The following is a 15,925-nucleotide window of genomic DNA, read 5'->3' on the forward strand; positions in this document are numbered from 1 at the left end:
GAAGACAATGGGTAAAAATATAATTGAAAAGATTTGGGATAAACATGTTGTTTATCAGGAAGAGGGCAAACCGGACCTGTTATATATTGATCTTCATTTAATTCATGAAGTAACATCTCCGCAAGCTTTTGAAGGGTTACGCATGAACGGACGTAAAGTGCGTCGTCCTGATTTAAGCTTTGCGACAATGGATCATAACGTACCAACAAAAAATTTACCAACTATCCATGATCCCATTGCGCGCAATCAAATCGAAACATTAGCTAAAAATGCTGAGGAATTTGGCGTTGAGTTAGCAGGCATGGGTCACCCTGACCAAGGGATTGTCCATGTGATTGGGCCAGAGCTTGGATTAACACAGCCTGGTAAAACCATTGTTTGTGGTGATTCTCATACATCGACTCACGGTGCCTTCGGGGCCATTGCATTTGGTATTGGAACATCAGAGGTGGAGCATGTATTATCGACGCAAACATTATGGCAAAATAAGCCGAAAACGATGGAGATTCGTGTTGAAGGGGAGCTACCAGTTGGGGTAGCGGCAAAGGATATTATTCTAGCCATCATTGCCAAGTTCGGAATAGGTGTTGGTACAGGACATATTGTGGAATTCACTGGAGAGGCTATCCACAAACTATCTATGGAAGAACGCATGACGATTTGTAATATGTCAATTGAAGCAGGCGCAAAAGCAGGGCTTATCTCACCTGACCAAACAACAGTCGATTATATTCGTGGACGCAAATATGCACCGCAGGGAGAAAAATTGGAAGAAGCAGCCGCTTACTGGTTAAGTCTTGCTTCAGACGAAGATGCAACGTACGATACGGTTCGTATTATAAAAGCTGAAGAAATTGAACCAATCATTACGTGGGGAACAAACCCATCGATGGGTACTGGTGTTTCTGGGCATGTTCCAACACAAGCAGATTATGAGGATGAATCAGACAAGGCGGCACTTCAAAAAGCACTTGCCTATATGGGCTTAGAGGAAGGCCAGCCATTAACATCCATTGACATCCAGCATGTCTTCATTGGCTCCTGTACAAACTCACGCATTAGTGATTTGCGTGCAGCTGCTGATGTCATCAAAGGGCGTAAGGTGCATGACAAGGTCACAGCCATCGTTGTCCCAGGCTCACATACAACGAAAAAACAAGCAGAGGCAGAAGGTTTAGATAAAATATTTATGGATGCAGGCTTTGAATGGCGAGAGTCTGGTTGCTCGATGTGTCTTGCGATGAATGATGACGTCGTACCAGCTGGAGAACGCTGTGCCTCTACCTCAAACCGCAACTTTGAAGGACGTCAGGGCGCTGGAGCTCGTACACATTTAGTGTCACCACCAATGGCAGCAGCCGCTGCGATTGCAGGTCACTTCGTCGATGTACGTGAATTTGTGAAGGAAACAGTGTAAGTCTTGCTTTACTCGGGAAGGGATGATTGAAAAATGGAACCAATTAATATCGTAAATAGTGTCATCACACCACTTGATCGAAAAAATGTTGATACCGATCAAATTATTTCAAAAGAATTTCTAAAACGTATTGAGCGCACAGGTTTTGGACAGTTTTTATTTTACCATTGGCGTTTCGATGCACAAGGGAATGAAATAGCTGACTTTGTATTAAATAAACCTGAATTTAAAGAATCTAAAATTCTAGTGGCGCAAGATAATTTCGGCTGTGGCTCCTCTCGTGAACATGCGCCATGGGCAATTTTAGATTACGGTTTTAACGTTGTGATTGCACCTTCTTTTGCAGATATTTTCCATAATAACTGCTTCAAAAACGGTATCTTACCGATTAAGCTAACAGAATCGGAATGTGATGCTATTTTAGCAAAAGGCTTAGCAAAGCCCTATAGTATGGAAGTAAATCTTGCAGAGCAAACCGTAACAGGGGAAGATGGTATAGTCTATCATTTTACAATTGACCCATACTATAAAGAAACGTTACTGAATGGCTGGGATGAAATCGCCTTAACCTTTAAATATGAGGACCACATTGCCGCATATGAGGCGAAGCGAGTAGCCTATTAATTGATAGGACTGAAGACAAGTTTTATGTTGTCTTCAGTTTTTTTGTGTTTGTAGTGCATTTCCTATATGAAATTATTTATAATAAAGGAAACATCAAATGCGAAGGTGGCACTATGTTATCATTATAAAAATATTTGTATATTAAAGGACAAATCCAGCCAGTTTTTGAAAGCGTCATCTCAAGCATTGCTTCGCATAACAGGAAGATAGCCTGAGTGACTAGATCGTTTTCATTTAACGAGTAAAAGAAGCTCGTATCGATTTACAGTAAGTGAAAGAATTTAGGGCATCCATAAAACAGTCGATAGGTTTTTAGTTTATACGAATTTTTATATTGTTAAGCTACTGAAATGATACTGCTCATTTCAGTTGTTTTTTGTTTGATCAAAAGATGAAAGGTGGAATTCCATGATTACAGTTATAGGAAGTTTAAATATGGATTTAGTTGTACAAATGAATGCTTTTCCAAAGCAGGGGGAAACCATTCTAGGTAACTCGTTTCAAACAGTTCCAGGAGGAAAAGGGGCTAATCAAGCAGTTGCCGCAGCTCGTCTTGGCAGTGAGGTGGCGATGGTTGGCTGTTTAGGGAATGATCATTTTGGTGAGACATTACATGCCGCTTTACAGCAAGAGCAGATTCAGACAAACGCCATTGCAAAAAGCACCACTGCTCCTACAGGCATTGCTAATATACTTATTTACAATAACGATAATCGAATTGTTGTCGTACCTGGAGCTAATTATGACCTAAGCATATCCCATCTTGAAGCTTCAAAAGAGTTGATACAAAAAAGTCACTTGGTAATTATACAGCTTGAAATCCCTAAAGAGACGACAGCCCATGCCATTCATTTATGTAAAGAAGCGGGTGTTCCGATACTGTTAAACCCTGCTCCAGCAGCCAATTTTGATGTGCAGTGGATGGACGATATTACCTATTTAACACCTAACGAGACAGAATGTGCTGAAATTTTTAACGAGCCAGTGGAACAAGTTTTAGAAAAATATCCTAATAAATTAATCGTGACGCTAGGAAGTGATGGTGCACGTTATTTCGATGGCTCCTATCCAATTCATGTTCCAGGTTATATGACAACAGTCGTGGATACAACGGGCGCAGGTGATACCTTTAATGGTGCTTTAGCCTATGCTTTAGTAGAAGGGCAATCGTTGGATGAGGCTGTATATTTTGCTAATATCGCTGCTTCCTTATCTGTAGAGAAACTAGGTGCCCAAGGTGGAATGCCATTACTTGGAGCTGTTTATGCACGTATGGCTGGTTTGGAGGGATAGGACAAAGGTCAGCTATTCAGCAACCTTGGAGAGAAATCTCCAAGCCTAATACTTCTAAACTCATAGCTGGGACTATTCCCTTTAGTCTGTGTAGCAATCATATATGAAGCATACAGGAAATAGGTGTAAGGATGAATTCCTATTTGTCGTATAAACGTATAAGTATATTGTCCTCTTTTCATCAATCCATGTATTAGAAAAGCCATAGTTTCATTTATAATGGTCTTATAGATACATACGAAAAGAGGTTTTGAGGATGACGAACATTGACAATACGCCAATCGAAAATACAACCTCAGCGAATAATATTTTGCCCCAATTTGTTGACCAACTACGACACTTGTATGGCATCATCGTCCAAAATACATATGTGAAAGATACAGCAAAACATTTAAATCGAATCATTCAAGATGCCAATAACCAGACGATGATTTTAATAGTTGGAAAAGAGCGGGTGGGCAAAACAACACTTGTGAATGGACTTCTAGGACGCGAAATATTATCGGTAGATGATCAGCATCCAACAAGTGTAAATACGTTTATACGCTACGGCGAGCAAGAAGAGATTAAAGCTTATTTTTTAGATGGTGTTGTCGCTGTATTTGATCTCAGTAAATTAGAGCTACTAACAACTGGCGATACGTTTGCTTCCCAGATTTTACGTGAACACTTAGATTATCTAGAAGTCTATTTGAAAAATGATTTATTAAAATCCGTGACAATAATTGATTCTGTGTCATTAGAAGCAGGCGGAGGAGAAATGGCTTATTTTTCAGAGGCGCTTATGAACCGTGTTGATGAAATTTTCTGGGTGTTACGCGCTGGTTCAATGGCAATGGATGCTGAACTTCTCTTGATTGAAACGTTAAAGAATAAAGGTGTTGAACCTTTATGTGTCATCAACGGCATCGATGATGAGGAACATGCTACAGCATTTATGGACTCTGAACAACAACGTATTGGTCATTTGATGAGTGATTTTATAGGGATTTCAGCAATTAATGCACTAGTAGCCAAACAAACAGACAGTCATGAGCTTTGGCAAAAAAGTCAGTATGATCAATTAATTGCTCACATTCATCGTGTGGCTGAAAATAGTGATAAAAAAACATATGCCATCCTAATTCGCTTCTTACAATGGCTTGAACGATTCCGCTTCGAATTAACTGTAATTCCACAACGAGATCCATTTCAATCTGCTGTAGAGAATATAGAAAAATATGCAGGCGATACCCAATATGAATATTCTCGCTATCAACGTGACTTAGCAATTGTCAAAGAATATGAGCAAGAATATGAACAGGTAGCGAACACGTTTAAACAGGTTCAAACACTGTATCAGCTATTACAAACGATAGCGCAACATGATTATTTACACGATTCCAAGGTGGAAGAATTTACTGAAATTGCTGTGCACTATCAACAAATGTTGCGTGAATACCGCAACATGCACAGTGAGTATTTACGCGAATATGAGCGTTTAGATGCACAACATAAAAAAATTCATGGTAAAGGTCTTATGAAAGCTTTCTTTGGCCAACATACGCAAAATGAATTTTTCAAAGAGCGTGTTCAAAAACTCAATGAGCAGCAAGAGGTTTGTGTCGCCCAATATGCCAAGGTACAACAAGCAGAGGTTTCAATGCTACAGGCGATTCGAGATACACAGCCTTTTTTGATTGATTTAGTGAAAGTACGCATGAGCCGTATTGAACAAAAGGTACAGAAACTAAATCAACAGCGTGCAAAAGATAAGCGTCAGTTAAAGCGCTATGCTGAAAAATTAAATGAATTTTCTTGCTTAATCGAAGCACAGGGTTATATAAAAGAGCATCTTCAACCATTTTTAATGAATGAGCAAATGCCGTTGAAATCGAAGGATACTGCCATGCTTGAGGAAACTGTGCAGGCTATTTTAGCCATTGATTTATCAAACAATGGCTTACTCGCAAGAAGTCAAATGAATAATAAAATGGAAAGTATTGCAATACCTTTTGAGGTGCAAGAAAAATATCCCCTGCAAATGCTTGACTTAAGGGAAGAAGATGTAAAATCAAATGATATACCCGAAATACCTAAAAAATTAGTTGTACAATATGAAGATTAGGTTTTCACCAAACGTTCTAAAAGTAGCATGCTTTTAGAACGTTTTCTTTATGATATGAAACAAATCATTCCAGTTTTACGTATAAGTAGTAAGGAGGGATACACTTGATTGAAATAAATGGACGCTTCACGAATGCAAAAATCTTTGCGCAAACAGCATTACAAACAGCTGTTGATCAGATTCAAGAATTAACAGACCAGGCTTTTATGGCAGGCACTAAAGTACGTATTATGCCAGATTATCATGCGGGTAAAGGATGTGTCATTGGCACGACCATCCAATTGCAAGACCGTGTTGTACCCAATCTTGTCGGCATTGATGTGGGGTGTGGTGTATTTGTAGCACAACTTGACGTAACAACAGTTGATTTTGCTCAACTCGATGCCATCATTCGCACATATGTACCAAGTGGGCAGGATATTCATAAAGAAGTATCGCCAAGCCGACATTTTGTAGAGTTTGAAGGTAAACAATTTCGAGCAAGCGGCTTGAAAGACGACTATACGAACTTGTCATTAGGTACACTTGGGGGAGGCAACCATTTTATTGAACTTGCCAAAGATGAAGATGATCAGCACTATTTGCTCATCCATACGGGGTCACGCTATGTAGGGGCAAAGGTTGCTAATTGGCATCAAAAAAGAGCTTATGAAAATTTACGTCGAGAAGATTTGACAGAAAAAATAGAGGCAATGAAACAGCAAGGACGACAACAAGAGATTCAATCCATGATACAAGCCTATAAAGAACAAAGACCGTTCGTTCCGAAAGACTTGTCATATTTAGAGGGGGAAGCTTTCCATGATTATATCCATGATATGAAGATTGCACAGCAATTTGCACGGATGAATCGTTGGACCATTGCAGAAACCATTGCTAAACAGATGGATTGGCATTTTACAGATACGTTTGATACGATTCATAACTATATCGATACAGAAACGATGACGCTTCGCAAAGGGGCTGTTCGTGCAAATAAAGATGAAAAGCTAGTTATTCCAATGAATATGCGGGATGGATCTCTGATTTGTATAGGGAAAGGCAATGCGGAATGGAATTATTCAGCCCCCCATGGAGCAGGACGCATGTTTTCACGACGCGCAGCGAAAAAAGCTTTGAATATGGCCGATTTTAAAGATACGATGCAGGGGATTTGGACAACATCAGTCAATGAAGAAACATTGGATGAGGCACCAATGGCCTATAAGCCGATGACAGAAATTACTTCTGCGATTAGGGAAACTGTAGATATTGTCAAAGTTATTAAACCTGTTTATAACTTTAAAGCGAGTGAAGCTGCAAAGCCATATGAGCGAAAGCGTTAAGGTCGAGAAGGAATCATCACTATAATCAGTATTCTATAGATGATATAATATAGCTTCACAATGATGAAATGGGTGGTTTTTTTGGTATCTTCAAAAGATGTGGCGAAGCATGCTGGTGTCTCACAAACAACTGTATCTAGAGTATTGAATACACCAGAGCTTGTAAAGCCAAAAACAATTGAAAAAGTAATGCAGGCGATAGAGGAACTAAACTATGTGCCAAATGATATAGCAAGATCGCTTGTTCAGAAAAAAACAGGTATTATTACATTGATTTCGGGGCCCTTACACAACCCTTTTTTTGTTGATACAACTACAGCCATCGTGAATTATGTTAATGCACGTGGCTATAAAGTTAATGTCTATTTTGGCACAGAGGATAATCTTAATTCAATCTACAATGCCGTTTTAGAAACGAAAGCAGACGCAATTATATTGTCTTCTATGTTGTATCAAGATGATTTATTTTATAAACTAGAAAAACTAGCTATTCCATTTATTATGTTTAACCGTAAGCATAAAGAGAATAGACATTTTGTAGAAATTGATAATGTTCAAGCAGGTTACCTTGCGACCAAGCATGTCCTATCATTAGGGCATGACTCTTTATGTTGGATAGGGGGTCCACATCAAATGAGTACCTTCTATGGACGCTATCTGGGATTTGAACAAGCTTTACAGGATTATGGGCTAGATGCAAAATTAGTGCCTACTTTTTTAACGAACACCAATAAAATGGATATTGAACGTGCGTTTGCAGAGCTTTTACAACTCGAAAAAAGACCAACAGCTATTTGTGCTGCTACGGATGCCATTGCCATTGAAATATTGAATCTTTGTTTAGAGAGAGGTTTTCAGGTTCCGAGAGATTTTAATATCATTGGTATTGATAATGTAGAGCTTAGTAAACATCACTCTATTGCCTTAACAACAGTAGGTTTAACATCAGAAGAGAACTTAGGTTTTATTGCTATCGAAAAATTATTTGAGGTAATGGAGAAAAAAAGTACTTGCATTAGACAAACAGAGTCTGTTAAGATTTTCCCAAGAAATACAACGTGTAAAATAAACTGATAGACCATCAGTTTATTTTTTACACCAAAATGGTTACGTATTCATTTCTTTATTTTCTGAAATGAATACGTAACCATAAAAAGAAAGGAGTGAATTACGATTGAAAAAGGGCTTATGGATTAATGGAGAATGGAAGATGACTGCTGAATGGATGGAGATCCATGCTCCCTATTCACAAGAGGTATTGGCACACTTTGCGATGGCCACTGAAAAAGATGTACAGGAGGCCATTGAAAGTGCGCATGCTGCAGCTCCTCAAATGGCTGCATTAACTGCTTTTCAACGAGCAGAGATATTAGAGCAGTTATCCACCCTTTTTGCAGAAAATAGAGATGAAGCAGCAAGTATCATAGCAATGGAATCAGCCAAACCGTTAAAGTATGCTTACGCTGAAATTGATCGCACAGTTGAAACCTATAAATTTGCGGCAGAAGAAGCAAAGCGACTTACTGGTGAAATGGTTCCAATGGATGCATCAAAAAATGGAGAGGGGCGCTTTGCTTATACATTAAGAGAGCCAATCGGTGTTGTGGCTGCGATTACACCATTTAACTTTCCGCAAAATCTAGTAGCACACAAAGTTGGGCCAGCATTAGCTGCAGGCAATACGATTGTATTGAAACCTGCCACACAAACAGCATTATCCGCCCATTTTTTGGCAAAATTATTGGCGCAAACAAATTTACCAGCAGGTGCCTTTAATCTTGTAACTGGACAAGGTAAATTAGTAGGCGATGCATTTTTAGCACATCCAAATGTTAAGATGATAACGTTTACAGGAAGTCCAGCGGTAGGGATTTCTCTACGCAATCGTGCAGGCTTGAAGAAAGTAACCTTAGAATTAGGTTCCAATGCAGGCGTAATTATCGATGAAGGGGTACAGCTAGAGCGTATTATGGATCGCATTGTGATGGGGGCCTTTTCCAACCAAGGTCAAGTCTGTATTTCTTTACAACGTATCTATGTCATGGAAAGTATGGTGGAGGAATTTTTAATACGGCTGAAGGAAAAAATAGAGCAGCTTACAATTGGTGATCCAATGGATAATCAAACAGATCTTGCTATGATGATTTCACAAGCTGAACAACAGCGTGCTTATCAATGGATTGAAGAGGCAGTAGCTGAAGGGGCACAAGTAATTACAGGTGGTCACATTGACAATCATATTTTATTGCCCACTGTTTTATATAATGTTCAACCACAGAGTCGTGTATCCTGTGAAGAAATTTTTGCACCTGTTGTTATCGTCAATACGGTATCCACCATTGATGAAGGGATAGCGGCTATCAATGATTCTCACTATGGCCTACAGGCAGGCATCTTCACTCCTTCTATTCAGACAGCTTTTCAGGCTACAAAAGCATTGCACGTTGGTGGAGTCATCATTAATGATGTACCTACTTATCGAGTAGATCACATGCCATATGGTGGTGTAAAGGAAAGCGGCACAGGCCGTGAAGGCATTAAATATGCGTTAGAAGAAATGACGGAAATGAAGCTAGTAATTTGGAATAACCAATAACTAATAATCACGAATGGAGATGGGAAAATGAAAATGATTAAACAACATCCAAAATTGTATGTGATGGACAATGGTACGATGCGAATGGATAAAAATTATATGATTGCGATGCACAATCCCGCAACCATCGATCATCCAAACCAGCCAAATGAATTTGTTGAATTCCCTGTTTATACAGTATTGATTGATCATCCAGAAGGCAAAATTCTATTTGATACTGCATGCAATCCAAACTCGATGGGTCCAGAAGGGCGATGGGGTGAATTTACGCAAAAAGCATTTCCTATTAATATGCCAGAAGAATGCTATTTACATCATCGTCTAGAAGAATTAAATGTTCGTCCAGAGGATATCAAATATGTTGTTGCTTCCCATTTGCATCTCGACCATGCAGGGTGCTTAGAACTCTTTACAAATGCCACAATTATTGTACAGGAAGATGAGTTTAATGGCACATTACAAACATATGCTAGAAACGTGAAAGACGGTGCCTATGTTTGGGGTGACATTGATATGTGGATTAAAAACAATCTACAATGGCGCTTAATCAAACGTGGCGAGGATCATGTAAAACTAGCTGAAGGGATACAAGTATTAAATTTTGGTAGTGGTCATGCTTGGGGAATGCTAGGTTTGCATATTCAAATGCCTGACACAGGTGGTATTATTTTAGCCTCAGATGCCATTTATACGGCAGAAAGCTTTGGGCCTCCTGTCAAGCCACCAGGCATTATCTACGATTCTGTAGGCTATAATTCAACAGTGGAACGGATTCGAAGACTAGCAAATGAAACAAATTCACAGGTATGGTTTGGCCATGATCCTATTCAATTTAAATCATTTAGAAAATCAACGGAAGGCTATTATGAATAGATAGGAGTAGAGAAGCCATGCATAAATTAACCTTTACGCCTGCTAGCTATACTGGCTGGGGCTGTTTGAGTCAGCTTCTGCTAGAGGTAAAGAAGTTTAACGCTCACAATATTTTGATCGTGACAGATCCATTATTAAAAGAAATAGGTCTAACGGACAATGTTGAAAAGCCTTTGATTGAGAAAGGCTATACAACGACCATTTATACGGATATTGCACCAGAGCCTCCGCTTGCAATTGGCGAAAAACTGGTTGATTTTACGAGAAAGCATCCATTTGATTTGGTGATTGGTGTAGGTGGGGGCAGTGCACTGGATTTAGCGAAGCTTGCCGCCGTATTAGCAAAACATGATGGAAAAGTTGCAGATTATTTAAACCTAACAGGAACGAAAACATTAGATAATAAAGGGTTACCTAAAATCTTAATTCCTACCACTTCTGGGACAGGCTCGGAGGTAACAAATATTTCTGTGCTATCACTGGATACAACCAAGGATGTCGTGACACATGATTATTTATTAGCGGATGTAGCGATTGTAGATCCTGCCTTAACGATTTCCTTACCATCGAAGGTGACAGCGGCGACTGGGGTAGACGCGTTAACTCATGCGATAGAAGCCTACGTATCAGTAAATGCGAATGCAGTAACGGATGCACTTGCACTACAAGCTATCCGATTAATTAGCCAGTCAATCCGAACAGCTGTCCATAATGGACAAGACAAGCAAGCGCGCACAGATATGAGTTATGGCAGCTATTTAGCAGGATTAGCCTTTTTCAATGCCGGTGTAGCAGGCGTCCATGCTTTAGCCTATCCCCTGGGAGGTCAGTTCCATATAGCTCATGGTGATTCCAATGCAGTACTATTACCATATGTCATGGGGTATATTCGTCAAAGCTGTGAAAAACGAATGAAAGATATTTTAGATGCCATGGGAATATCATCATCCTATTTATCGCAAGAAGAGGCTTCCTATAAATGTGTTGATGCCTTACAACAACTCGTTCAAGATGTGAAAATTCCCTCAACATTACAAGGATTCAATATCCCTGCATCAGCACTTGAACAGCTAACAGAGGATGCTACAAAACAAACGCGTATTTTAGCGCGAAGTCCAATGCCATTAGAGCGTGAAGATATCTATCAAATCTATCAAGCTGCCTTTGATGGAGTGGTAAGAGAACCATAAAGAACCTGAGAAACGTTGATTTTTCAACGTTTCTCTTTTATTGCATCTTTTGAAAATCCCACAAGCAAGATAGATACCTAAAAAAATCTGCCTTAATGGCAGATTTTTTTATAAGAAATATTATGCTTCTGTATCTGGTGTAAATGTACGTGTAGCCAATTCTGCATCTAGCATAAAGATTGCGTTTGAGTCAGTTTCGATACGCTCGATTTTACGAATTAATGTATCAAATGTAGATTCTTCTTCTACTTGCTCGTCGATAAACCATTTTAAGAAGGCCATTGTCGCATGCTCACGTTCATCTAAAGCAATGTCTGATAAATTGTAAATACGGCGTGTTACTTCTTTTTCGTGTGATAGAGCCGTTTTAAAGGCATCTAAAATGGATTCGAAATGATTGCCTGGGCTTTCAAAACCTTGAATTGTTGCGCGGTAGCCCATATCACTTAAGAAATTATAAAATTTCATGGCATGGAAGCGTTCTTCTTCTGCTTGTACTAAAAAGAAGTTAGCGAAGCCATCATAATCTTGATCTGTGCAATAGGCTGCCATTGCCATATAGGCATGCGCAGAGTAGAATTCAAAATTCATTTGTTCATTAAGAGCTGTGTGTAGTTTTTCAGATAACATAAAAGTTTTCCTCCTTTTGCAGTAAATGACTTCCTTACTAGTATACAGCGTAGAGGCAGTAACATACAAAAAATTTAATTTTTAAAGCAATTCATGCAAAAAAATAATTGATATTCGTTCTCAATTAGAAAATAACTTCTTTTATATTTTTAAGAAAATAAAAAAATCGCCCCGATCGTAATCGAAGCGATTTTTCATTCTTATTGTTCTTGTTTCTTTTGATTTTTGACACCGATTAGGTAGCCACCTAATGCGATAGCAATTAAGACAATCCAGAAAATAGCTTTCCAAAGAGTGGAGTGGGGGAATTCGTGTGGAATCACACCCAATTTTTCATGTGCTAATGTTAATACAGCTAATTTTACACCAACCCAGCCGACAATTAGGAAAGCAGCTGTTTCAAGTGATGGGAATTTGTCGAGAACCTTTACAAACCAACGAGCTGCGAAACGCATCATGATGACACCAATAATACCACCTAAGAACATTACTGCGAACTGACCTGCGTTAATACCGCCAATATCAAAATCACCGATATGTGGAAGTGTGACAGCAATGGCGACCGCCGCAAGAATAGAATCCACAGCAAATGCGATATCAGCAAGTTCTACTTTTACAACCGTCATCCAGAAGCCAGATTGTTTTTTCGGCTCTTGAATTTCTTCGGAGTTTTGAGATGCTTTCCGCGAATCATAAATATGCTTAATAGACATAAACAGTAGATAAGCTGCACCTATTGCTTGAATCTGCCAGAAATTAACGAGCGTTGTAATAAGGAATAATGCGGCAAAACGGAAAACAAATGCCCCCACCAATCCATACAATAAAGCTTTTTGTTGTTGTGCCTTTGGTAAATGCTTAACCATAACAGCCATTACGACGGCGTTGTCTGCTGCTAACAAACCTTCTAGTACAATTAATACGACAAGTACCCATGCGTATTCTAAAAATATTGCCTCCAAATTTATTGCCTCCTTTAATTGTTGAACAGAAATGAATGGCTTGCTAACTTATTCTTTCCCTATTTTAAGCAAAAGAAAAAGACCCCTGCCTAAAAAATAGGCAAAGGTCTTGCTAAGCAATTAACTGTTCGTTGCACAGAAAGTGTTCTGTGTGACAAGAAATGCCATCACACCCGATGGTAATATACCATGTAATGACGAATGTGAATCAGATGCTTCGATCGCATCTGCTAGCTACTCCCCTTTGACAATAAAGTCAAAAGCTATTCAATTCTTACTAACATAGTAACATGCAACATTTTAAAAGTAAATAAAAATATACTGCTATGGAGAAAAAATACTTTTCCGTTACGTTTGCACAAATGGTACTATTAAAAGATAGGCAAAATTTTTACAACTTAGAGAGGAGACAAACATGTATAGAAAATTTTTTTCCTACTACAAGCCACATAAACGATTGTTTGTCATCGATTTTTCGAGTGCCATTATTGTAGCAATCTTAGAGCTTGCGTTTCCATTGGCTGTTCAATGGTTTATCGATGAGTTATTGCCAACAGGGGATTGGGGCATGATCGTGAAAATAAGTGTCCTATTACTGCTTGTTTATGCCATTAGTACATTATTGAACTTTATCGTTAACTATTTAGGGCATAAACTAGGCATAAATATCGAAACGGATATGCGTCAGGAATTATTTACGCATGTACAAAGGCAATCTTTCCGATTCTTTGATAATACGAAAACAGGTCATATTATGAGTCGTATTACCAATGATTTGTTTGATATAGGCGAGTTTGCCCATCATGGACCAGAGGATCTCTTTATTGCGATCATGACCTTTGTTGGGGCCTTTGCCATTATGTTTAATGTCAATCCAACACTCGCTTTGATTGCAGCGATTATGGTGCCATTTTTAACATGGCTTGTGACATTTAGTAATATAAAAATGAACAATGCTTGGAAAACGATGTATGGCAAAATTGCTGATGTGAACGGACGTGTAGAGGATAGTGTATCTGGTGTCCGTGTTGTGAAATCCTTTACAAATGAAGATTTTGAAATTAAACGCTTTAAGGAGCAAAATGGATTTTTCCGTACGGCTAAATTATATGCCTATAAAATTATGGCAGGGACACACTCCAGTATTTACATGATGACGCGCCTCCTTACATTAATGGTGTTAGTGGTCGGCGCTTGGCTAAGCTTTAATGGGAAATTATCTTATGGGGAGCTAGTGAGCTTTGTTTTATATACGAATGTCCTGATTAAACCAATTGATAAAATTAGTGCTTTATTAGAGCTTTATCCGAAAGGAATGGCTGGCTTTAAGCGCTTCCGTGAATTAATTGAACAGGAGCCAGAAATTCAAGATCGTGAGGATGCAAAGGTTATAAAACATTTAGATGGAAATATTGCCTTCAATCACGTTCATTTTAATTATGATGCATCCAAACAGGTTTTACATGATATATCATTTGATGTAAAAGCTGGCCAAACCATTGCCTTTGTAGGGCCTTCGGGTGCTGGTAAAACTACAATCTGCTCATTGATTCCTCGATTTTATGAGGTGACAAAAGGCGCTATTACGATTGATGGTATCGATATACGTAATATGACACAAGCGTCATTACGTGCTCAAATTGGTATCGTACAGCAGGACGTCTTTTTATTTACAGGTACGATTCGTGAAAACATTGCCTATGGAAAATTAGATGCAAGTGAAGCGGAAATTCGAGAGGCAGCGAAAAAAGCACATCTAGAGGCATTTATTGCAGAGCTGCCCGATGGCTATGATACACAAATAGGTGAACGTGGCTTAAAATTATCAGGAGGACAAAAGCAACGACTAGCGATTGCTCGTATGTTCCTAAAGAACCCGCCTATCTTAATTTTAGACGAGGCAACCTCTGCCTTAGATACAGAAACAGAAATGATTATTCAGCAATCGTTAACAGAGCTTGCTGAAAATCGTACAACACTAGTTATTGCCCATCGACTGGCAACTATTCGCAATGCTGATCGTGTATTAGTTGTGACACCGAAGGGCATTGAAGAGGATGGTACCTATGATGAGCTAGTGGCTCAAAATGGGATTTTTGCAAAGCTTCATCATATTCAATTTCGCAAGGGACAAATAGAACAAAGCGTTCAGAAAGAGTTTGTGGAATTGACGTAAATGAAGGAGGGGGAGATTGTTTTTTAAAACAATCTCCCTTTTTTGGTTGCTTCCCTTAGTTACTTGTACAACTGCTCATGTGGTAGCCAAAGGACACTGACATGCATAGTGAAGGTTTATGTGGAAAGAGGGAATCGATTGAAGGTAATGCCATCGAATATGCATAGGGTAACAGGTCAAATCTTTAATATGGAAAATGGAACATTCATTTATGAATCATAGAAGGAATGTTTAGCAGGTAAATCGAATAGAACATTACAGTTCACAATAAAGGTCATAAAATAGAGGTGAAGCAATGGATAACGAAAAAATTATCGGTCAAACGAAAAGTGTGGGTTTTCAAATTGGGGTTAGAAGGACATTTCCAATTTCGCAGGAGCAAGCATGGGCATTGATTACGACAACAGAAGGAGTACGTACATGGCTGGGGGAAGACACTTCAGTTATATTCGAACCTGGGTACAAATATCATTCAAAGACAGGGACAGGCGAAATCAGGATTGTTAAACCATTAGAGCAGCTTCGATTGACTTGGCAAAAGGAAGAGTGGTCAAAACCATCTACCGTACAAATCCGTATTTTACCCAAGGAGCATAATAAAACAACCATTAGCTTTCATCAAGAACATCTTTCTAATCAGACAGTACGAGAAGAAATGAAAGGTCATTGGGAAAGTGTACTGAACCTTATAAAAGAAAGAGTCCAAAATAGTTGAGCGAATAAAAATAGCAT

General features: G+C 38.9%; 13 protein-coding genes. 11 read left to right on the top strand and 2 right to left on the bottom strand.

Annotation, left to right across the window (positions count from 1 at the left end):
• Positions 1–7: 7 nt before the first annotated feature.
• The 9 genes from leuC (at position 8) to HXV90_RS02060 (ending at position 11,425) form a co-directional block, all read left to right on the top strand.
• Positions 8–1,417 carry a 3-isopropylmalate dehydratase large subunit gene (gene leuC, locus HXV90_RS02020; RefSeq protein ID WP_048392387.1) on the top strand — a complete coding sequence of 470 codons (1,410 nt, stop codon included), beginning with the start codon at positions 8–10 and terminating at the stop codon, positions 1,415–1,417.
• Between the two features lie 33 nt (positions 1,418–1,450).
• A complete protein-coding gene (gene leuD / locus HXV90_RS02025) occupies positions 1,451–2,041 on the top strand; it encodes a 3-isopropylmalate dehydratase small subunit (RefSeq protein WP_269898243.1) in 591 nt (196 codons plus the stop codon).
• A 408-nt stretch (positions 2,042–2,449) separates the two neighbouring features.
• Positions 2,450–3,334, top strand: a complete 885-nt coding sequence (gene rbsK, locus HXV90_RS02030; protein WP_269898244.1) for a ribokinase — start codon at positions 2,450–2,452, stop codon at positions 3,332–3,334.
• A gap of 256 nt (positions 3,335–3,590) precedes the next feature.
• Positions 3,591–5,441 (top strand): dynamin family protein, encoded by a 1,851-nt coding sequence (locus tag HXV90_RS02035; RefSeq protein WP_269898245.1) that lies wholly within the window; start codon positions 3,591–3,593, stop codon positions 5,439–5,441.
• 104 nt (positions 5,442–5,545) lie between these two features.
• Positions 5,546–6,766, top strand: coding sequence for an RtcB family protein (locus HXV90_RS02040; RefSeq protein WP_269898246.1), 1,221 nt, complete (start codon positions 5,546–5,548; stop codon positions 6,764–6,766).
• 72 nt (positions 6,767–6,838) lie between these two features.
• Complete coding sequence (locus tag HXV90_RS02045; RefSeq protein ID WP_231595618.1) at positions 6,839–7,840, top strand: LacI family DNA-binding transcriptional regulator; 1,002 nt, start codon at positions 6,839–6,841, stop codon at positions 7,838–7,840.
• A 100-nt stretch (positions 7,841–7,940) separates the two neighbouring features.
• Entirely contained in the window at positions 7,941–9,362 is a 1,422-nt protein-coding gene (locus tag HXV90_RS02050; protein ID WP_112118388.1) for an aldehyde dehydrogenase family protein, read from the top strand.
• Positions 9,363–9,389: 27 nt separating this feature from the next.
• Positions 9,390–10,235: an AhlS family quorum-quenching N-acyl homoserine lactonase gene (ahlS, locus tag HXV90_RS02055; RefSeq protein WP_048392394.1), complete on the top strand. Its 846-nt coding sequence runs from the start codon at positions 9,390–9,392 to the stop codon at positions 10,233–10,235.
• A 17-nt stretch (positions 10,236–10,252) separates the two neighbouring features.
• The gene (locus tag HXV90_RS02060) at positions 10,253–11,425 is read left to right on the top strand and encodes an iron-containing alcohol dehydrogenase (protein WP_048392395.1); all 1,173 of its coding nucleotides are present in this window, start codon (positions 10,253–10,255) and stop codon (positions 11,423–11,425) included.
• 120 nt (positions 11,426–11,545) lie between these two features.
• Here HXV90_RS02060 and HXV90_RS02065 read toward each other — a convergent pair whose 3' ends face one another.
• Together HXV90_RS02065 and HXV90_RS02070 are read right to left on the bottom strand one after the other, a co-directional pair.
• Positions 11,546–12,055: a ferritin gene (locus HXV90_RS02065; protein WP_048392396.1), complete on the bottom strand. Its 510-nt coding sequence runs from the start codon at positions 12,053–12,055 to the stop codon at positions 11,546–11,548.
• 200 nt (positions 12,056–12,255) lie between these two features.
• Positions 12,256–13,017 carry a TerC family protein gene (locus HXV90_RS02070; protein ID WP_016994674.1) on the bottom strand — a complete coding sequence of 254 codons (762 nt, stop codon included), beginning with the start codon at positions 13,015–13,017 and terminating at the stop codon, positions 12,256–12,258.
• 415 nt (positions 13,018–13,432) lie between these two features.
• Between HXV90_RS02070 and HXV90_RS02075 the strand changes: the two genes are divergently transcribed.
• Together HXV90_RS02075 and HXV90_RS02080 are read left to right on the top strand one after the other, a co-directional pair.
• A complete protein-coding gene (locus HXV90_RS02075; RefSeq protein ID WP_269898247.1) occupies positions 13,433–15,193 on the top strand; it encodes an ABC transporter ATP-binding protein in 1,761 nt (586 codons plus the stop codon).
• Between the two features lie 295 nt (positions 15,194–15,488).
• Positions 15,489–15,908: an SRPBCC family protein gene (locus tag HXV90_RS02080; protein ID WP_269898248.1), complete on the top strand. Its 420-nt coding sequence runs from the start codon at positions 15,489–15,491 to the stop codon at positions 15,906–15,908.
• The last annotated feature ends 17 nt before the right edge of the window (positions 15,909–15,925 follow it).

This window comes from Lysinibacillus sp. JK80, assembly GCF_027557635.1.
Lineage (GTDB): Bacteria > Bacillota > Bacilli > Bacillales_A > Planococcaceae > Lysinibacillus > Lysinibacillus capsici.

Excerpts from the sequence above, each read along its gene's own strand:
- leuC (WP_048392387.1), top strand. The coding sequence starts at position 8 with ATGGGTAAAAATATAATTGAAAAGATTTGGGATAAACATGTTGTTTAT.
- leuD (WP_269898243.1), top strand. The coding sequence starts at position 1,451 with ATGGAACCAATTAATATCGTAAATAGTGTCATCACACCACTTGATCGA.
- rbsK (WP_269898244.1), top strand. The coding sequence starts at position 2,450 with ATGATTACAGTTATAGGAAGTTTAAATATGGATTTAGTTGTACAAATG.
- HXV90_RS02035 (WP_269898245.1), top strand. The coding sequence starts at position 3,591 with ATGACGAACATTGACAATACGCCAATCGAAAATACAACCTCAGCGAAT.
- ahlS (WP_048392394.1), top strand. The coding sequence starts at position 9,390 with ATGAAAATGATTAAACAACATCCAAAATTGTATGTGATGGACAATGGT.
- HXV90_RS02060 (WP_048392395.1), top strand. The coding sequence starts at position 10,253 with ATGCATAAATTAACCTTTACGCCTGCTAGCTATACTGGCTGGGGCTGT.
- HXV90_RS02065 (WP_048392396.1), bottom strand. The coding sequence starts at position 12,055 with ATGTTATCTGAAAAACTACACACAGCTCTTAATGAACAAATGAATTTT.
- HXV90_RS02075 (WP_269898247.1), top strand. The coding sequence starts at position 13,433 with ATGTATAGAAAATTTTTTTCCTACTACAAGCCACATAAACGATTGTTT.
- HXV90_RS02080 (WP_269898248.1), top strand. The coding sequence starts at position 15,489 with ATGGATAACGAAAAAATTATCGGTCAAACGAAAAGTGTGGGTTTTCAA.